20 protein-coding genes and 3 pseudogenes are annotated in these 23,481 nt (G+C 45.6%); 9 read left to right on the forward strand and 14 right to left on the reverse strand.

The window, feature by feature from the left end; translation table 11 throughout:
- Window positions 1-62 precede the first annotated feature (62 nt).
- From FTU55_RS00215 to FTU55_RS00260, 10 genes are all read right to left on the reverse strand, one after another.
- Window positions 63-716 carry a 3-oxoacid CoA-transferase subunit B gene (locus FTU55_RS00215; RefSeq protein ID WP_180045777.1) on the reverse strand — a complete coding sequence of 218 codons (654 nt, stop codon included), beginning with the start codon at window positions 714-716 and terminating at the stop codon, window positions 63-65.
- Window positions 717-735: 19 nt separating this feature from the next.
- Window positions 736-1,422, reverse strand: coding sequence for a 3-oxoacid CoA-transferase subunit A (locus tag FTU55_RS00220; protein WP_005178086.1), 687 nt, complete (start codon window positions 1,420-1,422; stop codon window positions 736-738).
- Between the two features lie 24 nt (window positions 1,423-1,446).
- Window positions 1,447-2,673: a benzoate/H(+) symporter BenE gene (gene benE / locus FTU55_RS00225; RefSeq protein WP_005178085.1), complete on the reverse strand. Its 1,227-nt coding sequence runs from the start codon at window positions 2,671-2,673 to the stop codon at window positions 1,447-1,449.
- A 54-nt stretch (window positions 2,674-2,727) separates the two neighbouring features.
- Window positions 2,728-3,513 carry a benzoate diol dehydrogenase BenD gene (gene benD / locus FTU55_RS00230; protein WP_005178084.1) on the reverse strand — a complete coding sequence of 262 codons (786 nt, stop codon included), beginning with the start codon at window positions 3,511-3,513 and terminating at the stop codon, window positions 2,728-2,730.
- 17 nt (window positions 3,514-3,530) lie between these two features.
- Entirely contained in the window at window positions 3,531-4,547 is a 1,017-nt protein-coding gene (gene benC / locus FTU55_RS00235) for a benzoate 1,2-dioxygenase electron transfer component BenC (RefSeq protein ID WP_005178083.1), read from the reverse strand.
- A gap of 95 nt (window positions 4,548-4,642) precedes the next feature.
- Window positions 4,643-5,134 carry a benzoate 1,2-dioxygenase small subunit gene (gene benB / locus FTU55_RS00240; RefSeq protein WP_005178081.1) on the reverse strand — a complete coding sequence of 164 codons (492 nt, stop codon included), beginning with the start codon at window positions 5,132-5,134 and terminating at the stop codon, window positions 4,643-4,645.
- The gene (benA, locus tag FTU55_RS00245; protein ID WP_005178080.1) at window positions 5,131-6,516 is read right to left on the reverse strand and encodes a benzoate 1,2-dioxygenase large subunit; all 1,386 of its coding nucleotides are present in this window, start codon (window positions 6,514-6,516) and stop codon (window positions 5,131-5,133) included. Before benA ends, benB begins: the two co-directional genes overlap by 4 nt.
- A gap of 75 nt (window positions 6,517-6,591) precedes the next feature.
- Window positions 6,592-7,512, reverse strand: coding sequence for a catechol 1,2-dioxygenase (gene catA, locus FTU55_RS00250; RefSeq protein WP_005178079.1), 921 nt, complete (start codon window positions 7,510-7,512; stop codon window positions 6,592-6,594).
- A gap of 166 nt (window positions 7,513-7,678) precedes the next feature.
- Window positions 7,679-7,969 (reverse strand): muconolactone Delta-isomerase, encoded by a 291-nt coding sequence (gene catC / locus FTU55_RS00255; protein WP_180045780.1) that lies wholly within the window; start codon window positions 7,967-7,969, stop codon window positions 7,679-7,681.
- 11 nt (window positions 7,970-7,980) lie between these two features.
- Window positions 7,981-9,090, reverse strand: a complete 1,110-nt coding sequence (locus tag FTU55_RS00260; protein WP_016658119.1) for a muconate/chloromuconate family cycloisomerase — start codon at window positions 9,088-9,090, stop codon at window positions 7,981-7,983.
- A gap of 118 nt (window positions 9,091-9,208) precedes the next feature.
- Here FTU55_RS00260 and FTU55_RS00265 point away from each other — a divergent pair, with 118 nt between their 5' ends.
- The 6 genes and pseudogenes from FTU55_RS00265 to FTU55_RS00290 all read left to right on the forward strand — a co-directional run bounded on the left by FTU55_RS00265 (window position 9,209) and on the right by FTU55_RS00290 (window position 17,489).
- Window positions 9,209-10,123, forward strand: coding sequence for a LysR family transcriptional regulator (locus FTU55_RS00265; protein ID WP_104473128.1), 915 nt, complete (start codon window positions 9,209-9,211; stop codon window positions 10,121-10,123).
- Between the two features lie 291 nt (window positions 10,124-10,414).
- A complete protein-coding gene (locus tag FTU55_RS00270; protein WP_005178072.1) occupies window positions 10,415-11,797 on the forward strand; it encodes an aromatic acid/H+ symport family MFS transporter in 1,383 nt (460 codons plus the stop codon).
- Between the two features lie 106 nt (window positions 11,798-11,903).
- Window positions 11,904-13,193, forward strand: coding sequence for a DcaP family trimeric outer membrane transporter (locus tag FTU55_RS00275; RefSeq protein ID WP_180045782.1), 1,290 nt, complete (start codon window positions 11,904-11,906; stop codon window positions 13,191-13,193).
- A gap of 371 nt (window positions 13,194-13,564) precedes the next feature.
- A pseudogene (locus FTU55_RS00280) lies at window positions 13,565-14,588 on the forward strand (ferredoxin reductase).
- Between the two features lie 17 nt (window positions 14,589-14,605).
- Complete coding sequence (locus FTU55_RS00285) at window positions 14,606-15,769, forward strand: fatty acid desaturase (RefSeq protein ID WP_373686109.1); 1,164 nt, start codon at window positions 14,606-14,608, stop codon at window positions 15,767-15,769.
- Between the two features lie 316 nt (window positions 15,770-16,085).
- Window positions 16,086-17,489 (forward strand): iron-containing redox enzyme family protein, encoded by a 1,404-nt coding sequence (locus FTU55_RS00290; RefSeq protein WP_257223307.1) that lies wholly within the window; start codon window positions 16,086-16,088, stop codon window positions 17,487-17,489.
- A 99-nt stretch (window positions 17,490-17,588) separates the two neighbouring features.
- Here the strand turns inward: FTU55_RS00290 and FTU55_RS00295 are convergent, their stop codons facing one another.
- The 3 genes and pseudogenes from FTU55_RS00295 to FTU55_RS00305 all read right to left on the reverse strand — a co-directional run bounded on the left by FTU55_RS00295 (window position 17,589) and on the right by FTU55_RS00305 (window position 19,045).
- A complete protein-coding gene (locus tag FTU55_RS00295) occupies window positions 17,589-17,753 on the reverse strand; it encodes a hypothetical protein (protein ID WP_016658124.1) in 165 nt (54 codons plus the stop codon).
- Window positions 17,754-17,834: 81 nt separating this feature from the next.
- A complete protein-coding gene (locus tag FTU55_RS00300; protein ID WP_228127888.1) occupies window positions 17,835-18,716 on the reverse strand; it encodes an SDR family oxidoreductase in 882 nt (293 codons plus the stop codon).
- Between the two features lie 90 nt (window positions 18,717-18,806).
- A pseudogene (locus tag FTU55_RS00305) lies at window positions 18,807-19,045 on the reverse strand (DUF2171 domain-containing protein).
- Between the two features lie 659 nt (window positions 19,046-19,704).
- Between FTU55_RS00305 and FTU55_RS00310 the strand changes: the two are divergent.
- Window positions 19,705-20,946 (forward strand): MFS transporter, encoded by a 1,242-nt coding sequence (locus FTU55_RS00310; RefSeq protein WP_168384807.1) that lies wholly within the window; start codon window positions 19,705-19,707, stop codon window positions 20,944-20,946.
- Between the two features lie 438 nt (window positions 20,947-21,384).
- A pseudogene (locus tag FTU55_RS00315) lies at window positions 21,385-21,687 on the forward strand (KGG domain-containing protein); the annotation flags it as partial.
- A 230-nt stretch (window positions 21,688-21,917) separates the two neighbouring features.
- Here the strand turns inward: FTU55_RS00315 and cynS are convergent.
- Window positions 21,918-22,367, reverse strand: coding sequence for a cyanase (gene cynS, locus FTU55_RS00320; protein ID WP_127801684.1), 450 nt, complete (start codon window positions 22,365-22,367; stop codon window positions 21,918-21,920).
- A gap of 293 nt (window positions 22,368-22,660) precedes the next feature.
- On the opposite strand from cynS, the gene FTU55_RS00325 reads away from it, so the two are divergent.
- Entirely contained in the window at window positions 22,661-23,470 is an 810-nt protein-coding gene (locus FTU55_RS00325) for a formate/nitrite transporter family protein (RefSeq protein WP_005178046.1), read from the forward strand.
- The last annotated feature ends 11 nt before the right edge of the window (window positions 23,471-23,481 follow it).

The raw sequence follows: 23,481 nt of genomic DNA on the forward strand, positions 1-23,481 counted from the left end.
GCTTGCGCTGAGTTTTTAAAGCCGTGCTTTAAAACTCGCTCAGGGAGGTTGGGAGGGATTACTTAACCCTGTGTCGCATCAATCAGCTTCGCACCGGTCAGGGATTGCAGCTCTTCAAATGACAGACCGTCAACTTTCTCAATCACTTTCAGGCCTTCAGCAGTCACATCAATCACGCACAGGTCGGTATAAATACGATCTACACATTTCAGGCCAGTTGCTGGATAGCTCAGCTCCGCTACAATTTTTGGCTCGCCTTTTTTGGTGACGTGATCCGTGGTGATAAAGACTTTCTTGGCACCAACTGCAAGGTCCATTGCACCACCCACCGCAGGAATTGCATCTGGGGCACCAGTATGCCAGTTGGCCAGGTCACCATTTTCTGCAATCTGGAAGGCACCCAATACAGCGATGTCCAAGTGACCGCCACGCATCATCGCGAAAGAATCCCCATGATGGAAGAAACAGCCACCGGTCAGCATAGTTACATATTCTTTACCGGCATTGATCAGTTCCGGATCTTCTTCACCTGGCGCAGGTTTTGGACCAAAGGCCAATAAACCGTTTTCAGAATGCAGGAATACATCTTTATCTGCAGGCAGGTAGTTTGAAATTTTGGTTGGCAGGCCAATCCCGAGGTTGACATAGGCACCATCTGGAATGTCTTGGGCAACGCGTTCAGCAATCTGGTCACGTGTTAATTTGGTATAGCTCATCGTGTTCTCCTTCACGTATTTATGCTGATTGTTCAGGCTGTTTGGCAGCAACTGACACCACATGCTGTACAAAAATACCCGGAGTGATGATGTGCTCAGGATCAAGCTCACCCAGTTCAACCACTTCTGCGACCTGTGCAATGGTAACATCTGCCGCCATGGCCATAATCGGGCCAAAGTTACGTGCAGATTTACGGTACACCAGGTTGCCCCAACGGTCGCCTTTGTAGGCTTTAATTAAAGCGAAATCGGCTTTAATCGGGTTTTCCAGAACGAAGTCTTTGCCTTCGTAATTTAAAGTCGGTTTACCTTCAGCCAGTAAAGTACCAAAACCAGTTGGGGTGTAGATTGGGCCTAAACCCATACCTGCAGCCTGAATACGGCAAGCCAGGTTACCTTGCGGCACCAGTTCCAGCTCGATTTTGCCAGCACGATACAGTTCATCAAAAATATAAGAGTCAGACTGACGAGGGAACGAGCAGATGATTTTACGTACAGCGCCTGCTTTAAGTAATTTGGCCAAACCGTAGTCGCCATTACCGGCATTGTTATTGACGATGACCAAATCCTTGATGCCCAGTTCAATCAGGCCATCAATCAGTTCAGCAGGCTGACCTGCTGTACCGAAACCACCAATCATGATGGTTGAACCATCTTTAATTTGAGAGAGCACATCTTTTAAAGATGCTGAGCTTTTATCAATCATAGTTGTTTCCTAGTCAAACAAACTTCATTGACCCGTGCTTTTGCTTGGGCTTGAAGGTGAGGTCAGTGCTGATAAACCGGTTCTGCTTAAAATGACATGAGCCAGAATACCCAGACAAATTCCCCAAAAAACTGAGCTGAGACCTAAAAACTGCATACCCGATGCAGTTGCCAGGAAGGTAATAAGTGCTGCGTCACGCTGGTTTTCCTGATGCATGGCGGCATTTAAATTGATGCCAATGGCTCCTAGAAGTGCCAGACCGGCCAATGCTGCCACCAATTCTTTCGGAAGCAGGCTAAACAGCATCACAATGCTGCCGGCAAATAAACCGCCTAAAATGTAGAACAGGCCGTTGGCAATCCCGGCGATATAGCGCTTTTCTTTCAGTTCATGCGCGTCTTTGCCCATGCACAGCGCGGCGGTAATTGAGGCCAGGACAATAGTGATCCCGCCAACACACGCCACCGCCAGCGAAGCGATACTGGTGGTGGTAATAATGGGTTTAGCCGGCGTGTCGTAGCCACTGAGCTTTAAAATGGCCATCCCCGGTAGAAACTGACCAGACAGGCTGACTAAAATCAGCGGTAAGGCCAGGTTAAGGGTCGAGTTCCAGGTCCATTCCGGCGCAATAAACTGCGGCACTGCCAGGCTAAAACTCATTTCGACCGGATTCATGGTGCCGAGCAACAGGCTCAGGCCAATTCCGGTCAATAGTACATACAGCATGGCATAGCGCGGACTAAAACGTTTGGCCAGTAAGAACACCAGCAACATGCCAAATACAATAAACGGCATGTTGTTACTGGCGGTAAACAGACCAAAGCCAAACTGGCACAAAATGCCGGCCATCATGCCTGCTGCAACTGCTTGCGGAATTAAGGCCAGCAATTTGTCGAAATAACCGGTAATCCCAATAATGAAAATCACCACGGCTGAGGTGATGTAGGCTGCAACGGCTTCGTTCAGGGAAATATCAGGAAAGAGGGTGACCAGCAAGGCCGTTCCGGGTGCCGACCAGGCGGTGACCACCGGAACTTTGAATTTAATTGAAAGGAAGATACCGGCAACGGCTGCGCCAATAGAAATGCCCCAAATCCATGAAATCATCATGGCATTGGACACTTGAGCCTGTTGGGCTGCCTGGAAGAAGATGATTAAAGGACCGGCATAGGAAATCAGTACAGCTAAAAATCCTGCAACTGTGGCTGATAAGGACCAGTCTTTTCTTAAGGTATCTAACAGGTGACTCATTGTTTGCCTCCGTGCAAGTCTGGCAATGATCCTGTACAAAAAAAGATGATCAGGTTAACCCTGATCACCACCGCCGACAGGAACAACTGTGCCTGTCACATATGACGCATCGTCAGATGCCAGGAATAAAATGGCATTGACTTGTTCTTGAATGGTGCCGTAACGGCCAAGGAAGGTACGATCAATGGTCTGATCAACCACTTCCTGCATCCATGCCTGTTCTTGTTCAGACAATGGGGCAGTGTTACGTGGCACTTTACGTGGTGGTGCTTCAGTTCCACCAGTTGCCACGGCATTAACACGAATACCATCTTTCGCATGTGCAAAAGCCAGCGATTTGGTCAGGGCATTGACGCCGCCTTTAGAGGCAGAGTAAGGAATACGGTTAATACCACAGGTGGCAATAGATGAAACGTTTACAATGGTGCCTTTCTGATTTTTCAGCATTTCCGGCAATACTGCGCGGCAGCACCACATGGTTGGGAACAGTGAACGGTTCACTTCCTTGATAATTTCTTCTTCAGAAAATTCCTGGAAAGGTTTCATCCAGATGGCACCGCCGACGTTGTTGATTAAGATATCAACGCGGCCGTAAGTGTCGATGGCTTTGGCAACCACTGACTGCGCGCCAGCATAGGTTTCCAGGTCAGCATTAATGGTGACCGCATCACCACCGGCGGCCTGAATCTCTGCCAGCACTTCTGCGACATATTCAGAACGGTCGGCCATGACCACCTGGGCGCCTTCGGCTGCCACTTGCAGGGCAACCCCGCGACCGATGCCTTGGGCAGCACCAGTCACAATCACCACTTTATTTAAAAATCTTTGACGATCAGACATTGCGGGATTACTCGATTTTAGTTAGCAGAGAATTTTTCGAACAGGAAGTTGGCCGGTTTTACACCTTCACCATCTAACCAGCCGCGTACCGCTTCAACCATTGGCACTGGACCACACAGGTACACATCAACATCGCCGCCATTGAGCCATTCGTTGTCAATATGACCAGTCACATAGCCTTTACGCTCATGTGCAGATTCCGGATTCGCTACAACAGTGCGGTATTCGAACCATGGGAATTTGGCTTGCAGTTCGTTCAGTTTTTCCAGCGCAACCAGGTCAAAGTCATTGGTTACACCAAATACCAGACGCACTGGCTGATCTGAACCTTTTTCTTCCAGTACTTGCAGCATTGACATGAACGGAGCAATACCTGTACCACCCGCAAGCATCAGTACCGGGCGCACCACGTTACGTAAGTAGAAGCTACCAAATGGACCGGTAAAGGTCATTTTGTCGCCAGCTTTGGCATTTTTGCTTAAGAATTCACTCATTTTGCCGTTTGGTACGTTACGTACTACGAAACCGGTTAAACGGTTGCCCGGTTTAGAGCTGAATGAATAAGAACGGGTTTCAGCTGTTCCTGGAATACCGACATTGACATATTGACCGGCCAGGAAGTGGATATCAGGCTGACCTTCGTCAAGCTGGATATCAAAGGTAATGGTTGAGTCAGACAGGTTCTCAACGCGAGATAAAGTACCTTCGAACGCGTGAATTTCAGTTTTACATACATCTGAAGATGCCTGAATCTGGAACACCGCATCTGAAGTCGGGCGGCATTGGCAGGCAAGGATATAACCTTCTTCTGCTTCTTCAGGTGTTAATGCATCTTCAATATAGGTTTCTTCAGGCATGTCATACGTACCTGATTCACAAAACGCTCGACAGGTACCACATGCACCGTCACGGCAATCCAGAGGGATATTGATCTTTTGACGGTAAGCTGCATCGGATAGAGTTTCACCTTGTGCAACTGTAATGAAACGAGTAACACCGTCTTCAAATTGAAGTGCAACATTGTGGTTTGACATGGCTGGAATCCTATAAAAATCTTTGAAACATTTTCAACCTTCAGCCAAGTTTCCGTTTGGCTGAAGGCCACATCAGTAAGCTAAAACAGCAGGGCTTACAGATGGTAAATATCAATTACTTGGTTGATGTAGTCGTTCTTCAGAACCACATACTTGTTCACGATTTTTGGTTCTTCGCCAGAGAAATCGATCACATAACGTGACATGCCGAAGTAGCTGTAGTTGGTTTTGTAACGGAAACTTAAAGTGTTCCAGTTAAAACGCACTGTGACTAAATCACCGTTTTGCTCAACCACTTCAATATTGCTGATGTTGTGGCTGGTACGGGTATCCGGCATGGTGGCAGAAGAGCGTTCAGTTTTAATACGGAACACACGGTCTTCAAGGCCTTGACGGTCCGGGTAGTAGATCAGTGAAATTTCAGACTGTGGATCTTCAGTCAGTTTGTCATCGTCATCCCAGGCTGGCATCCAGAATTCTGCATTTGGCGCATAGCACTGTAACCAGTCGTCCCATTGCTCATCGTCTAAAAAACGTGCTTCACGGTAGAGGAATTGAGCAATATTTTCTAAAGTAATCGCGCTCATGCGTTTTCTCCTTCAGTTGCAGCAAGCTCTTTCTCGTCAGCAATCGCTTTTTTCATAAGTTTGAGCCAGAATTCGTGTTGAGCAAGGTATAAACCTTCATCTTCAGTTTTAATGCCTGAAAGTTTTGGTTTTAAACCAATTTCGTTAGCCGCATCATCCGGACCTTGGATCCAGTGTTTGGCACCACGACTCATGTCGTTCCATTCCAGGGCAATACCGGCATAACCCGCTTGACATGCACGGAACTCTTCCAAGTCATCTGGAGTTGCCATACCTGAAGCGTTGAAGAAGTCTTCATACTGACGGATACGACGTGCACGTGCATCAGCGTCTTCACCGACAGGAGCGATACAGTAAATGGTCACTTCAGTTTTGGTTGGAGACAATGGACGAAGTACACGAATCTGTGAACCGAACTGGTCCATGAAGTAGACGTTTGGATAGATACACAGGTTACGAGAACGCTCGATCATCCATTTCGCCATTGGCGCACCGAATTTCTCGGTATATTCATCTTTTTTGGCAAAGTTTGGACGGTCTTCCGGGTTGGCCCATTGTGTCCAAAGCAGCATGTGACCATTTTCGAATCCGTATGAACCGCCGCCTTGTTTACCCCAAGCACCCGCGCTCATGGCACGAATGTTGTCGCCACCTTGCTTTTCTTTACGTTGTTGAGTGGTTGCAGCATAGTTCCAGTGTACTGCAGACACGTGGTAACCATCGGCACCGTTTTCAGCAGTCAGCTTCCAGTTACCTTCATAGGTATAGGTTGATGAGCCGCGTAATACTTCCAGACCCTGGTCAGACTGACCCACGATCATGTCAATAATTTTGGTGGCTTCGCCAAGATATTCTTCTAGTGGTGGAACATCCGGGTTTAAGCTACCGAACAAGAAACCTTTGTAGTTTTCAAAACGGGCAACTTTTTTCAGGTCGTGTGAACCGTCTTGGTTGAAGCAGTCTGAATAACCTGCATCTGCCGGATCTTTTACTTTTAAAAGTTTGCCTGAGTTGTTAAATGTCCAGCCGTGGAAAGGGCAGGTATAAGTCGCTTTGTTACCGCGTTTGTAACGGCAAAGCTGCGCACCACGGTGTGAACAGGCATTGATCATGGCATTCAGTTCACCGTTACGGTTACGTGCAATGATGATCGGCTGGCGGCCCATGTGAGTGGTGTAATAATCGTTGTTATTTGGAATTTGGCTTTCATGTGCCAAGTACACCCAGTTTCCCTCGAAAATATATTTCATTTCAAGGTCAAAAATGGCCTGGTCTGTAAATACTGAACGATGTAGCTTAAATTCACCTGTTTCATAGTTTTCAACAAGTAATTCGTCAATACGATCTAAATGGCTGGTGTTAATTACTGGAATACGAGGCATGTCCGTTCTCCGACTTTCCAAATTTGGGTAAGTCACCGAAATGTCTGGGAGTAGACATTTCGGTTCCCTGTATGATTAAGCGCTTGCGCGGCGGCGTTCAACTTCAGTAGAAGGAGCACCTTCTTTATCTTTCTGAAGAACTACATCAAAACGGATGTATTTGAACGGACCTTTCAAGCCACGACGCGCGATTTCAGCTTCATCAGTCACATCTTCAGCAACGGCTACCAGACCTTCACGTGTACCGAATGCGAAGTCGTCCCATAAGTATTTGTCACCCTCAATGTTGAATTGAGTTGTCAATTTACGGTGACCCGGTGCAGAGATGAAGTAGTGCACGTGTGCAGGACGTTGACCGTGACGCGCGATCTGGTTCAATACGCCTTGTAAAGGACCTTCTGGGTTCAGGCCATAACCTACAGGCATGGTAGTTTGTGCAACGTAGTTACCTTGGTCGTCTGCTAAAATGCTGCGACGCAGGTTGAAGTGTGATTGCGACTTGTCAAAGAAAGAGTAGTTACCATGGCTGTTGGCGTGCCACATTTCTACCTTCGCGCCTGGCAGGATGTTGCCATCAGTGTCAGTCACTTGACCTTCAATGATTAATGTTGCGATTTGACCTTCTTCAGAACCGTCGTCCATACGTGCAAAACCTACTGATTCAGGTGCGCCTGCAACATATAAAGGACCTTCAATTGTACGTGGCGTACCGCCAGTCAGGCCTGCTTTGGCATCTGCTTCGTCAGCACGAAGATCAAGGAAGTGTTCCAGACCAACTGCAGAACCCATTAATGCAAATTCATCTGCTTTGGCGATGTCAATAATGGTTTCAATACCTTTCCATACTTCAGACTGGCTTAAATCCAGGTCTTCAATCGCTTGGAAAAGATCAGTTACAAGACGTACCACAACCTGTTGAACGCGTGGATTTACCGGACCCTCTGCAGTGTCGACGTTACAAGCCTTAACTACGTTTTCAATTGTTTGACGATCCATACAATTACTCCTTGAATGTATGTATATAGTTGTCGTGGCTGCCTGAATGCTTGTTTGGCTGGCTGATCTGGCTGGCCACAATCCTTGTTTATTTACCCTTTGGATTTCTAAAGTCGCTACCCCGATAGCGGCTTTAAATTCTTAAAATACCGATATGAACTGTGAATCAGGTGTCATCATCACGGACAGAAGATGGGTGGCGGTTAAGCGCCATCACTTCAATATTCATGTATGGATACAACGGCAGACCTTGCAGCAGGTTGTGCAGTTCTTCGTTGCTCTCAACATCAAAAATACTGATGTTTGAATACTGGCCTGTAATGCGCCAGATATGACACCATTTACCTTGGCGCTGTAATTCCTGCGAATATGCCTTTTCAACGGCTTTAATTTCATTAGCGCGTTCAGCTGGCATATCGAGTGGAATATTGACATCCATGCGTACGTGGAAAAGCATGTCTAGCTCCTTTATTGACGACGTAAGCGGTCAAGCTTGTCTTCATCCAGTTCAATACCTAAACCGGCAGTGGTTGGTAACACCAATTCAAAGTTTTGATATTGCAATGGTGTTTTTAAAATTTCTTCCGTCAGTAGCAATGGACCAAACAGTTCGGTGCCGTAAGCCAGGCTTTCAAAAGTCGAGAACACATGCGCTGAAGCAATGGTTCCTACCGGGCCTTCCAGCATGGTGCCGCCGTATAGGTCGATATTGGCCAGCTTGGCAATTTTGCCAACCTCACATCCTTCAATCAGGCCGCCGGACTGCGCCACTTTAACTGCAAAAACTGATGCGCCATTGTTACGGGCAATCTGGTAAGCGCTGTTTGGACCCATTAACGATTCGTCTGCCATAATGGCAATATCGAAACGGCGGGTGAGGCGACGCATCGCATCGAGGTTTTCAATGCCGCATGGCTGTTCAATCAGGTCAACACCGCCATCTTGCAGCAGCTGAATACCTTTAATGGCTTCAAGCTCTGACCAGGCACGGTTAACGTCAACACGAATAGAAACGTCTTTGCCTAATGCTTTTTTGATTGCCAGCACGTGTTCAACATCTTCTTCAACCGGACGAGAACCGATTTTCAGCTTGAACACATTGTGACGTTTGATTTCAATCATCTTCTGCGCTTCAGCGATGTCTTTTTCAGTATTGCCTGAAGCCAATACCCAAAGCACAGGAACGCTGTCACGTAAACGGCCACCAAGAATTTCACTCAGTGGTAAACCGAGGCGCTGTGCCTGAATGTCCAGTAAAGCAGTCTGGATGGCACATTTGGCAAAACGGTTGCCGTTAATATTCTTTTTCAGGGCGCGCATGGTTTGTGCAAAGTTCAAACCAGCCAATGTTTTTAGTAAAGGTGCGAAGTAAGTATCAATATTGGTTTTTACGCTTTCTGGGCTTTCTTCACCGTAGCCTAATCCACCAATTGTGGTTGCTTCGCCCCAGCCCACAAAACCATCGTCTGTGGAGATCTTTACCAATACCAGGGTTTGCGTCTGCATTGTCGCCACCGCCATTTTGTGTGGACGAATGGTCGGAATCTCGACAAGCATGGTTTCAATGGATTTATACATCACTTTACTCTTCGCAATCTTGCGTTGTGTATCTGATGTGATATACCTTAAAAGAATAGAAACGCACTGTCGAAGATCATTTTGGCATTTTATTATATTCTAAAGGTATGGAAAGGGTATGGAACTTAGACATCTCAGATACTTTGTTGCTGTGGTAGAAGAACAGAGTTTTACCAAAGCAGCTGAAAAACTGTTTATTGCGCAACCACCTTTAAGCCGTCAGATCCAAAATCTGGAAAGTGAGCTTGGAATTCAGCTATTTGAGCGCGGTAGCCGCCCATTACAGACCACTCCGGCAGGCCAATTTTTCTATCAGCATGCCGTAAAACTTTTGTCTAATGCGGAAGAGATCAAAACCATGACCAAGCGGGTGGGAATGGTCGAGAAAACCGTGACCATTGGTTTTGTGGGCTCTTTACTTTATGGTTTACTCCCCAGAATAGTCTATTTATTCCGCCAACAACATCCTAATTTAAAGATAGAACTGGTTGAAATGACTACCACCAACCAGATTCAGGCCTTAAAGGAAGGTCGTATAGATGTCGGATTTGGTCGTTTACGCATTTCCGATCCGGCCATTCGACGTATTTTATTACGTGAAGAACCGCTCATGGTGGCAGTGCATGACAGTCATATATTTGCAACAAAGCGGCAGGGTATATACCTTTCAGATATTGTCGAAGAAAATATTTTTCTCTATCCAAACCATCCCAAACCGAATTTTTCGACCCAGGTGCGCGGCCTGTTTTCCGAATACAGTCTGGAGCCACGCAGTTTAAAAGAAGTGCGTGAAATTCAGCTGGCTTTGGGGCTGGTGGCTGCTGGTGAAGGCATGTGCATAGTCCCGGAAAGCGCGCGTACCATACAGTTGCCGCATTTGAACTATATTCCTTTACTCGATGATGCTGCTAAAAGCCCGATTTTCCTGGCGATTCGCAGTATGGATGAAAGCGAAGATATCCGCTCGCTGTTTGACAGTATTTATCAGGTCTATGATCTGGAAGCGATTAAATATGATCGTACTGTAATTTAAGGGCGTTGAAGTTTAGCTCTTTCCATCCTTTATATAGATAAAGTTGCAACAGGTCTGAACGGCGCGCTTTTGTTCAGACCTTTTTTTATGTTTCACAGCTTAAAAATAAACTTTAATTTATATTTCTTATATGAAGATAGATTGTTTAAAACATAAACAATTGTTTATAAAACTAATTTTTCCGCCTAACTTTTTAGGTATGAATATATATGCAATCGGTTTTGGACAAAAATAACGCATTGGGTCATTGTTTACAAAAATTTGGACGGTTTCACAAGCAGGAGGCTTATCGTGAATACAACAGATTCAGTAAACATCAATACGGTGGTTGATAACGCGAAATTTACGCCATTTCACTGGGGCGTACTTTTATGGTGTTTATTAATTATTATCTTCGACGGCTATGACCTGGTTATTTACGGGGTGGCTTTACCACTATTGATGCAGGAATGGTCACTTGGTGCGGTAGAGGCAGGGCTATTGGCCAGTACCGCGCTGTTCGGGATGATGTTCGGTGCCATGAGTTTCGGAACGCTCTCCGATAAACTGGGCCGGAAAAAGACCATTATGATCTGTGTGGCCATTTTCAGTGGCTTTACCTTCCTCGGTGCTTTTGCCAGTAACCCGATTGAGTTTGGTATTTTACGTTTCCTTGCCGGTTTAGGCATTGGCGGTGTGATGCCAAACGTGGTGGCACTGATGACCGAATACGCACCAAAACGGATTCGGAGTACTCTGGTTGCCGTGATGTTCAGTGGCTATGCCATTGGCGGGATGACCTCTGCCTTGTTAGGTGCATGGCTGGTGGCAGATTATGGCTGGAAAATCATGTTCTACCTAGCCGGTACACCATTATTGCTGTTACCGCTGCTGTGGAAATTCTTGCCAGAATCCCTGATGTTCCTCACTAAAAAAGGTGAAACAGAACAGGTCCGCACCTTTGTACAGAAAATTGCTCCAGAACAGAATATTGCGCCAAATACCCAGTTTGTGCTGAATGAAGTGATGGCCGGTGATGAAGCCCCATTACGTGCACTGTTCCAGCAAGGTCGTACCTTCAGTACCTTAATGTTCTGGGTTGCGTTCTTCATGTGTCTGTTAATGGTCTATGCATTGGGCAGCTGGTTACCAAAACTGATGATTCAGGCCGGTTATTCACTCGGTGCAAGTATGCTGTTCCTGTTCGCGCTGAATATTGGCGGTATGGTCGGTGCAATTGGTGGCGGTGCCTTGTCAGATCGTTTCCATCTGAAACCGGTATTGACCATTATGTTCACCGTGGGGGCAATTGCGCTAATCCTGCTTGGCTTTAACAGTCCACAGCCAGTGCTGTATACCTTAATTGCCATTGCCGGTGCAGCCACCATTGGATCACAAATTTTACTATATACTTTCGTCGCACAGTTTTACCCGACTACAGTACGTTCAACCGGTATGGGTTGGGCCTCTGGAATTGGCCGGATCGGCGCGATTGTCGGGCCTGTGCTGACCGGTGCACTGCTGACTTTAAACCTGCCACACCAGATGAATTTCATGATGATTGCCATCCCTGGTCTAATTGCAGCCGTAGCGATCTTTATGGTAAATCTGAAAGTCTCGGTAGATGGTGCCAAAGCCAAGCAGGAAAGCTTCGCCAACAGCAATGTCAAAGCAGTCAAAAGCTCTGCACATTAATCTCTGAGCAAACCGCTAGCTTGAGTTCTTCAGGCTAGCCAAACTTTAAAACAATGAAACTTTGTCAGGAACGACAAAAACGGATAGTCACAGGATAAGTGTGCCCATGAAAACAATGATGATCAAACCTTTAGTAATTGCTGTCGGTTTAACAATGAGTGTAATGGCCAATGCGCAAAGCAGCCAGGAAGTTGAGCAGCTTCGTCAGGAAGTGCAACAACTGAAAGCACTTGTTCATCAATATGCTCAACAAAATCAAACGGTTCAAGCGAATTTAAACCAACTTGCCAATACTGCGGTACAATCACCTGTTGCACAAAAAGCCAGCACTGAAAAGCGCGGCTTGGGTATGACGCTGGGTAATGCTGAATTTAACCTGTATGGAAACGTCCGTATGGATGGTTCTTATCAGGTTGAGGGCAGTAGCCGAGATTTGCCATATAACCATATTAATGCCGTAGCGTTAGAAGGCAATAATGAAAGTAGTGATCGTTTAAGATCAACGCTTTCTGCTACACGTTTAGGTTTGGATTTCAAAAGCCCTGTGGGTGATCAAGACGTAAAAGGTAAAATTGAAGTCGACTTCTTGGGCGGTTCAAATTTTGATAACTTACGTATTCGTCATGCTTACTTAAATTATGGCAACTGGTTAATTGGTCAAACCTGGTCTAACTTTGCGGTACCGGATTATATGCCGGAAACAGTCGATGCTTTGGCCTATGCCGGTGGCGCAGTTAAACGTACCCCGCAAGTGCGTTATACCGCGAAATTCAGCCCGCAAACCAATCTGGTGGTGGCTGCTGAAGACCCAAAAGATAACAGCATCACCCAGCGTTTACCGGCTTTAACTGCGCGCTTAAATCATCAGTTCGCCGATAACATGAGCGTGAGCGCACGTGCCATGGGCCATGAAAAACGTATCAATTCTGATGAAGAAATGGCATGGGGCGTTGGCTTGGGCGCTAAATATGATGTGACCCCAAGCACGACTTTAAAAGCAGACTACTACCATGTGAAGGGTGATAGCAGCTTTGTGTCTTTTGCCAATACCGGCACCATCCGGGGCGCGAACGGTCTGGAGCAAAGCGAGTTTGATTCGATTACGGTCGGTCTGACCCAGAAGTTTAATGAAAAACTGCGCGGCACAGTGGGTTATGGCTATATGAGCTTTGATCAGGATGCTGATTATCTGGCAGCGACTCCAGCAGATAAACGAACTGGCGTTAACAAAGACTTATGGCAGGCATGGGCCAATGTCTTCTATAGCCCGATCAAGCCAGTTAGCTTAGGTCTGGAATATGTCTATGGTGAGCGTGAAGCAGTAGTCCCTGCGGCCAATGGCAGCAAAACAGGTGAAGACAACCGTATTAATATGGTGGCCATCTATAACTTCTAATTACACGCTATAGATTAAAAAAGCCGGAAGGACACTTCTGGCTTTTTTTGTTTTTAGACTTTTTGGACTTAAGTCTAATGTGGGGACAATTACAGCAAAAATATCAGGCATTTTCACCGAGTCTGACAAAAGCATACGACATTTTCATGAAAAATCCTGCGCCTGCACAAAAGCAAATCAGAACAATAAAACTTCTCCCATCGAAGTTGGAACCGAAAAAGTGCAGAATCTTGTCAGACAAAACCAGCTAAAACCTAAGGGAAAGACAAGTTTTGTCCTGCATTCACATGGAATCGAGATTATGAATCTATATAGTGGGCATGAACATTAAAAAAAGAACATCCGTTCACTGAAAAAATCATGAGGCCGCTATGAGCACTTCTGTAGAGTATAAGCCCGAGTGGATTCGAGAAGATTTTATTGATTTTATTGCAGAAAAAATAAATCCAGTCTGGGCATTGAAAAAGGTCAAAGCCTGCGTTGTTGAAATTCAGGCATTAAGTCCAGACTTTTATAAAATTCATTTACGTCCCAACCAGAATTTTCAGGCACAGCGTTTTCAGGCCGGACAAAGTATTCTGGTCACGCTGGCGATGAATGGGGTACGCCAGCAGCGCAGCTATTCCATTGTCACTTTGCTCGATAACGGCGATGTGATTCTGGCCATCAAACGACAAGGTAAAATGTCCAATGCTTTGACCCGGTTACCGGCAGGGGCTGTGGTGGAGCTGTCCCAGCCGCAGGGCAATTTTGTACTGCCGGCACCAGTTCCATCCTTATGTTTTATTGCATCGGGCAGTGGGATTACCGCCATTTATTCCTTATTACAAAAAGCCGTGGTCAGCTCGACCCAGCCGATAGACCTGCTGTATTTCACCCGGGATGATGCCTTCCATGCCGAAATTAAAACCCTGGCGCTGATGTATCCGCATTTTAAATATCATCATTTTAATACTGTAGAACAGCATCAGCATCTGTCTTTGAGCTTACTGCAAAACACGGTCGAGCAACTGGGTGAGCGACATATTTATGCTTGTGGTTCAGCCTCGATGATGCAGGCCGCCCAGCAGATTTGTCAGCAGCTGGATTTAAGCGAGCAGTTTCATTCCGAGTATTTTCAAATGACCGTAGATGAAACTCTGGAGGCGCAGCCGGTGCAGTTCTTGCGCTCGCAGCAGGATTTTCAGGCCAACAGCAATTTTGCTGGACAGTGCCGAAGCCGCCGGGTTAAGACCGGCCCATGGCTGTCGCATGGGTATTTGCAATACCTGTTCCTGTACCAAAGTCAGGGGCAGCGTGCGTAATCTGCTGACTGGTGAAATTGACCATAACCATAATACCCAAATCAAACTTTGTGTGACGCAGGCAATCAGTCCTGTCGTGATTAACTTATAATCTGGAGGGAACATCACATGAATATGCCTGCCGCGTTACATCCGAACAGCAAGTCAAAATATTTAACCGAGGCTCAGATTCAGGAATTTGGTGTCAAAGTGGAAGCCATCCGCCGTGAAGTCATGGACGATCTGGGGGAAAAAGATGCCCAGTATATTTATAAAATCCGTAATTTTGTCCGCTATAGTGAAATTGCCTCACGTGGGATGCTGATGTTTGGCGGCTGGATTCCGCCAGTATGGTTATTGGGGACTGGTTTACTCGGATTATCCAAAATTGTTGAAAATATGGAGCTGGGTCATAACGTCATGCATGGCCAGTTTGACTGGATGAATGATCCGACCCTGAACGGTGCCAGTTATGACTGGGACACCATTGCCACCGGAGACGACTGGAAATATACCCATAACTATATTCATCACACCTATACCAATATTGTCGACAAAGACCACGATGTCGGCTATGGCTTGCTACGGGTTAGCGAAGCACAAAAATGGGAACCGCGTTTTTTGATGAATATTCCGCTGGCCATTCAGCTGATGGTATTTTTTGAATGGTATGTGGGGCTGCAACGTCTGCATTTAGAAGATGTACTGGTTTATAAAACCAAAACCTGGAAACAGGTCTGGGATGAAGCGGCCGGTTTAAGAAAGAAAATGCGCCGTCAGGTGGTCAAAGATTATGTCTTTTTCCCGCTGCTTGCTGGGCCAAATGCCATTCCGGTTTTTGCCGGCAATGCTGTCGCCAATGTGATTCGCAGCCTGTGGGCATCTGCAGTCATCTTCAATGGCCATTTCACTGAAGATGCAGAAAATTTTGAAGCCGACAACACCGAAAATGAAAGCCGGGCTGAATGGTATATCCGCCAGATTCGCGGTTCGAGTAATTTTAGTGGCACCCAGTGGCTGCATATTTTAAGTGGAAATTTAAGCCATCAGATTGAGCACCATTTATTTCCGGATATGCCGGCCAACCGTTATGCTGAAGTGGCACCAAAAATTAAGGCGCTATGTGCAGAATATGGTATTCATTATAATGAAGCCAATTTTATCAAGCAGTTTTCCAGTGTCTGGGTGCGTCTGGCCAGGTGTTCGGTGCCAAATCACTGGCATGACAAAATCGGGCAGGGCAGCAACCTGATTCGTACCGGTCTGGCCCAGCTGAAAGCCAAATTCCAGTAACAGCAGACTTTAGCCAGCTTTTATAAGACCAGAAGATAAGATGTCTTTTGGTCTTTTTTATTTTGCACAACTGCTGCATTTTTTACTCAAGACTCAAACTTGAGTGCAACAGCGCTACAGGAGGATGAGCTATTTTTACAGAAAAAATGCCCGGACTTGCCGATTATGTAACTGAATTATCTTTATAAATTTCTGATATCTCTGCGCTTTATTTTTGAGCAGCCGGCAAGTTAACGTGGTTTAACAAAACTGAACTATGGTGATTTTGGCGAATCTCCTAAGCTGGTTTGAGTGAAAAATAATGGAAAATAACAAGATGTCAGTTGTCTCTCAGAACAGTTATCGCCCCTTAAAACTCGAACGACAAAAAAGCTATCGGGAGCTGTTTCATTTCTTTCTGGATGAAAGCACGCCAGCACCAGAAAAAGAAAAGCTTTCGGCCCAGCTTTTACAGCGCGAGCTTCACCAGATAGATCCCCCATCTATTCCTTTACCCGATGAGCCAGTCCAGATCAAAGACTGGCTTTTTCAGCAGAATATGCAGAATTGTGAACGCTATCAACAGTATTTAAGCCGGCGTCAGGCTGGTGGTCAGCGTGAATACTTTCAGCATGTAGCAGCAGCCTATGACTTTCTGGTGAAAGTCGCGCCAGTAAAATATGTCGATGGTTCCTGGCTGTATAGCACCTTAAAACATTGGTCTGATCCGAATTTTCAGCATCTGATCATGATTTATCTGGAAGAGCTGGGCCTCGGTTCAGCCAAAGCCAATCACGTGTCGATGTATCAGCAATTGCTCAGCAGTCTGAATCTGCAAGATCTGGTCGAAGGACTGGAAGATGAATACTATTATCAGCCCGTGGTACAACTGGCGCTGGCCTATGCGCCGCAGCAATATCTGCCGGAAGTGATTGGTTTTAATTTAGGCTATGAACAGTTGCCGTTGCATTTGCTGATCAGTAATTATGAACTGGCTGAACTGGGGCTGGATCATCAGTATTTTAATGTGCACATTACCATTGATAACCTGGACAATGGTCACGCGCATCGTTCAGTCGCCGCACTGGAATATGGCTATAGTCAGGCCGCCAATAAAACAGAGTTTATTGACAAACTGAAACGCGGCTATGCTCTGAATGATGTTGGCCTAGGCTCGACTGAAATTATTAAAAACAGTGATTTAACCCCGCTGATTGAAAAGATTTTCAAGAAAAAAGCCGTGGTCGGCAAGCTGATTCATAATAACCGCTGCCGCTTTGCTCAAGCATCGGTGAATGAATGGCTCAGCAATGACCAGAAAGTGGTCGAGTTCCTTCAGGTATTACAGGATAAACAGTGGATTAAACGCGGCCAGCATCCGAGTGAAAGCCGCTTCTGGCAGCTGATTCACAATGAAGAAGGCAAAATGTTCGGTGTATTTTCAGTCGCTGAACAGCAGATTATTTATGACTGGATTGCTCAAGCCTATACCGAACGCCGTGCGCCGTTCAAAGCCATAACGCCAGTGCAGCAGGCCGATGATTATATTGTCGATTATTTCAATTCCAGCGAACAGCAGGCCATGCAGCAACAACTGAAGCTGGCGCGTAACGCGGAAGAAAAAATCAATCTGCTGTTGCCTTACTTGGCGCCGCATCAGCATCATAATCCCACTGGTTTATGGGCCACGCGTCAACTGACCCAGTTTTTATTCCCGCAGGCGCTGCAGCAGATTCAATAAAATCTGATGATCTACTTGTCATCACCTAACAAAATGCCAATCCTAAGGATTGGCATTTTTATAGAAGTTTAAAAGGGTTCCAGCAGAACAGAAGGGCATTTAGTGAGATTTCTTTTTACCGCCGCCATCCTGTTTATTGACGGTAGACCAGCCAATGCGTTCTGCTTCTTCTTCGGAATGGCCTCGCTCTTTTTCCGATTCAATAATATGGCGGGCCTGACGTTTCTGCTTGTCGGTATAGGCCGACTTATCACCTCTAGACATCAGTTTCACTCCTGTATAGATCTGCATGTTTCAATAAAACTCAAAATGTTATCTACATTACTTGTGTGCCTTTAAATGCCGTTAACCATTGACAATAGTACCGCCATTAACATGAATCACCTGACCGGAAATATAGCTGGCTTCATCGGAGGCTAAAAACAGATAAGCCGGCGCAACTTCACTTGGCTGACCCATGCGGCCCATGGGGGTATCTTCACCAAAACCTTTTAGCTGTTCTTCATCAAAACTGCTTGGAATTAACGGCGTCCAGATTGGGCCGGGTGCGACACCATTCACCCGAATCCCGGTTTTATTTTTTAGCAGGTTGGTCGACAGGCTACGGGTAAAAGCGGTAATTGCCCCTTTGGTGCTGGCATAATCAATCAGCTCATTATGGCCCTGATAGCTGGTGATACTGGTGGTATTGATAATACTGTCACCGGCCTGCATTTGAGGAATCAGCAGCTGGGTCACATAAAACAGCGGGTAGAGGTTGGTTTCAAAGGTTTTATGCAGCTGTTCGGGATTAATATCTTCAATGGTTTTTTGTGGATATTGCACAGCAGCATTATTGACCAGAATATTAATATGCGGAAACTGCTGCAAAGCCAGATCGACCATCTGCTGCACTGCCGCATGTTGGCGCAGGTCACACTGAATCAGCAGACATTGACGACCTTCCTGCTCAACCAGTCGCTTGGTGTCTTGCGCATCCTGATCTTCTTCTAAATAGGGAATAATAATATTGGCACCTTCGCGGGCAAACAGCACTGCCACGGAGCGGCCGATGCCGCTATCACCGCCGGTAATTAAGGCCACCTTGTCTTTGAGTTTTTGACTGCCCTGATAATTGCTTTTAATAATTTCAGGTTCGGGCGTCATTTTATATTGCACACCGGGCTGATGCTCCTGTTTCTCTTGCGGAGATGGGCTGTCAGGATAATGATTCATGGAGTTCTCCAAATTTTAGGGTCGATTTATTGTTTTGCTCAATCAGATGAAATCGTTAGCGATAAAAAAGCACGAGTCTGGGCAGATCGTGCTTTTTAGAAGTTATACCGCTTCCCACTGACGGGTGACTTCTTCAGAATTCTTGTTCAGGATAATCTGGTTGCCACGAATTTCTTCCACCCAAGAGATCGGAATGTAATGTGCATCCCATCGCCAGAATCCTGCTTGGTCAGTTTGATTTTATCGCTGCCTTCCAGATGATTGACCGTACCGACATGGGTGCCGCATGAGGCAATAACTTCGCTATGTTTCTGAATGTTATTTAAATTAATATCAGCCATTTTTATTACTCCAATTCAGATGAAATAAATATCTCTATTTAATTTAAACGCCTCAAAGAGATAAAAATAGCTTTATTTAAAATCGAAACAACTCCGCCATAGAGTATAACAATTCACTACATGCAGATATATATTACACATTATGAAATATCTAAATGATTGAGGCTAAATTTAAATAATTAAAGCTATTGTTATATTGAAATAGATGAGTTGAGATAATCAAAAATCATATATTTATAAATCTCATTTTATTATTTTTTAAATAAAAATTATAAACTACAGAAGATCTCTAGCTACTTATTGGTTTAAACGCTTAATCCTGAAACAGCTAGCTGGTTGAGCGGTCGGAATAATCAAAACTGAAAGGGCAGGGCTGTGTATCTGTATGTAAGCCAATTTTCAGGCAATCACTAAAACTCATTAAACTGATTGAATAAAACAATCAACCTATTAAGCATTTGTTTTTAAATGATTATATAAAAATATTGCAGCTGGAATTTTTCAAAAAAACGAGAAAAATGAAGTACTTTTTGTCATTACAAAATTGTTTGTAAAATAGACAAAAAAGGGCTGTACAGTGCTGTGAATTGTGTATAATTCCGCCAACAAAAGCCCCTGCAAGTTTATAGATTTTTCTATAAGTGTGCAGGGGTTTTTCTATGGACAATTTTTTGGAATGGGATGCCCTGTTTTTAGAAGGTGGCACATACATGTTGTTTTCCAAAACCACAGTCGTCGATGCATCTGCCCAGCTCAATGCACAAGGTCTGGCAACCAAACTCAGCTTTTTTGGTCTGGGTTTAAGTACGGCATCTTGGGCACCGCTCATTCCATTTGCACAACAACGTCTTTCTTTAAACCATGCAGACTTTGGCCTGTTGCTACTCTGTATGGGGATTGGATCGATGCTGGCCATGCCTGCGGCTGGTCTGTTAATCCAGCGTATTGGCTGCCGTATTTTAATCGGGATTGCGCTGGTTGCAGCGATGATCATTTTGCCGTTACTGACGGTATTTGGTACTGCCTTAAGCATGGCAATTGTGCTGTTTATCTTTGGGACCGCGGTGGGTGCATTTGGTGTGGCCATTAATTTACAGGCGGTGATTGTTGAAAAGAACAGCCTGAAAAATATGATGTCCAGCTTCCATGGTATGTGCAGTCTGGGCGGTTTACTTGGTGTGCTGACTGTGACTGTGCTGCTGTCATTGGGTGTTTCACCGCTAATGAGTGCTTTAATCATGAGCGCGGTGCTGGCCTTTATTGCCATTCTGGCCGTTCCCAACAGCCTGTCTGAAATTGAGAAAAAATCAGACACAGCCACAGAAGACACCGCACCACCAGCGAAGCAGAAATTTCGTCCAAGTCCGATGATCCTGTTAATTGGTCTGGTCTGTTTTATTGCCTTTTTATCGGAAGGCTCGGCAATGGACTGGAGCGGGATTTATCTGGTCAGCAACTTTGGGATGGACGCTTCTTTTGCCGGTCTGGCCTATACCTTCTTTGCCATTACCATGACCATCGGCCGTTTTTCTGGACGTCGCTTACTAAGAATGTGGGGCGAGAAAAACATCATCACCTATAGCGCGCTGTGTGCGGCCTTGGGTCTAGGCATTATTGTGATGGCGCCGCACTGGGCGGTGGTCCTGCTGGGTTATGCCTTACTCGGTTTTGGCTGTTCCAATATTGTGCCAGTGATGTTCTCCCGTGTCGGACGTCAGAATATTATGCCTAAAGCAGCTGCTTTATCGCTGGTATCGACCATTGCCTATAGCGGTTCATTAAGTGGCCCGGCGCTGGTCGGTTTCCTAAGTGAAGCCATTGGCCTGAGCACCGTCTTTGCGCTGGTGGCTTTATTGCTGCTGTCGATTGCTGTTTTAAATCGCTTTACCCAGGTCGACTAAATCGGACATTCAGCTACTTATCTGTGTCTTCCTTTTCGCCAGTCAGCGCTCACTGACTGGCTTTTTTTATATTTAAGCCGCAATTCATAAGACAATGAAAGTGAAATCACGGGACTAAAGAATATATTTAAAAATTATGGACTCTATTTAAATATTTTTTATTATTAAGAAAATAAACCACCTCATCTTAACGCGTCTATTATTTCATTTTGTAAATAAAAACGGCTGAAATATAAAGATGGTAAAAAATTAAAAAAGATATTTAAAAGAATAAAATTTTACTATTTTAAATACAGCCTGTTAATTTTTTCAAAATAAAAAAGACCTGCTACATTCCAATGATCTGAAACAAAGCCTAGCTGTTTATTTTAATTTTCACTCTTATCTTAAAAGAGTCGCAACATAGACAATCAAAATAAATAACAGGAAGGGTGAATCATGGCCAATACACGTAATGAGGGTACTTCAAATCGTGGATTTGCGAGTATGGATCCAGATGAACAAAGAGAAATTGCCAGTCGTGGTGGGCGTGCAGCCCATGCCAGCGGCAATGCGCATGAATTTACATCCGAAGAAGCGCGTGAAGCCGGCCGCGCAGCCCATAATGCACATGAGTTTACGTCAGAAGAAGCACGTCGTGCCGGCGCCAGAAGTCATATAAACGACGACGATCGCCGTGGTCGTAGCCGCGATGACGATGATGACGACGATGATCGCCGTGGTCGTAGCTCATCTTCGGGCACGCGTAAACGCGACTGCTATGGACGCTTTACCTCGGAATAGTACAGCTTGCTAAAAACATAGGCTTAATCTGACCGGATAAAACAGCAATCGTTTTTGTCCGGGAAGATTAGGCCTATTTTTATGGGTGAATGAATGTGGTTTTGATCTTTACTTGATCATCTTTATGAATAAGGTAAGCGCAGATTTTTTGTGATTGCTTAGAGTTTTAAGCTCAACACAAACTCATCTTAATAGGATTTATAGGGCAAAAATTTCCCGGATAGCATCACATTTACCCGGTCGCCATTTTCATGGCTTTCACGTTGAATATCCATACTAAAATCAATCGCGCTCATAATCCCGTCGCCAAATTCTTCATGAATCAGCTCTTTAATGGTAGAACCATAGACATTCACCACTTCATACCAGCGGTAAATTAAAGGATCGGTCGGAACGCTGGTCGGCAGGGAGCCTTTATACGGCACAATTTGCAGCCAGGCCACGGCTTCATCACTCAGGTTAAATATCTGACCAATTTTTTCGGCCTGTTCCTTGTTCAATGCCATTTGCCCCAAACAGGCTGCCGTTACCCATTCTTTGGATAACCCAATTTCCTGCGCCACGCTGGACCACTGAATATTGTTCAGCACCTTGGCAGATAAAATCATGTCTGTCACTTGTTGGCGGTGGCTAATCATATCTATTTCCTCAACTGCTTATGGCTAAAACACTGACAAGGGAAAAGCACAATGTATGCCAGCTTAAAATCAGCTCAGATCTTGAATCTGCCTATGGCGTAAATTCATCTTTCACACAAAGTTGGTACGTTCCTTGCTGTATCTCCACTGAACTGATGGCAACGACGCCATAAATTTTTTAAAACATGTTGGATGATTCAGGCAAAGGCGCCTAAGACGTGAAAGTCGTCTTGGGCGCTTTTTATTTGCAAATCATCTCACTGCTAAATTTTAATCGTTGAGGGGTACTCGCAATGGCTTATCTTGCACCTTCCGAATTTGCAACCAAAGTTGTGGATGCCGGTGAATCGAAACTACATATGGCAAACCGTGATGTGCTGATCCGCGCCACCATGGCCGGGGCTATTCTGGCGCTGGCAGCGGTTTTTGCGGTCACCATTGCAGTGCAAACCGGCGTGCCTTTAATTGGTGCATTATTATTCCCAGTGGGCTTTTGTATGCTGTATCTGCTGGGCTATGACCTGCTGACCGGGGTATTTGTCCTGACACCATTGGCCTGGCTAGATAAACGTCCGGGCGTGACCTGGGCCAGAATCCTGAAAAACTGGGGCGTGGTCTTTGTCGGTAACTTCACTGGCGCCCTGATTGTGGCGGTGATGATGGCCGCGGTCTATACCTACGGCTTTTCGACCGAACCGAACAAGGTCGGTCTGGCGATTGCACATATTGGTGAAGACCGGACGCTGGGCTACAAAGAATATGGCGTAGCTGGCTGGATCACGATTTTTATTCGCGGCATGCTCTGTAACTGGATGGTGTCGCTTGGCGTGATTGGTGCGATGATGTCGACCACCGTTAGCGGCAAGTTTATTGCGATGTGGATGCCGATCATGCTGTTCTTTGCCATGGGCTTTGAACATTCGGTGGTGAATATGTTCCTGTTCCCGTTTGCGATGATGATGGGCGGCGATTTCTCGGTGATGGACTACTTTATCTGGAATGAGTTACCGGTAGCGCTGGGGAACCTGGTAGGTGGTTTGGCTTTAACTGGTCTTGCGCTTTATACCACGCATGTTCGCACTGCACCAAAACGTGAGTTCTAAGTTTTAAGCAC

Source organism: Acinetobacter sp. YH12117 (assembly GCF_013418865.1).
Taxonomy (GTDB): domain Bacteria; phylum Pseudomonadota; class Gammaproteobacteria; order Pseudomonadales; family Moraxellaceae; genus Acinetobacter; species Acinetobacter indicus.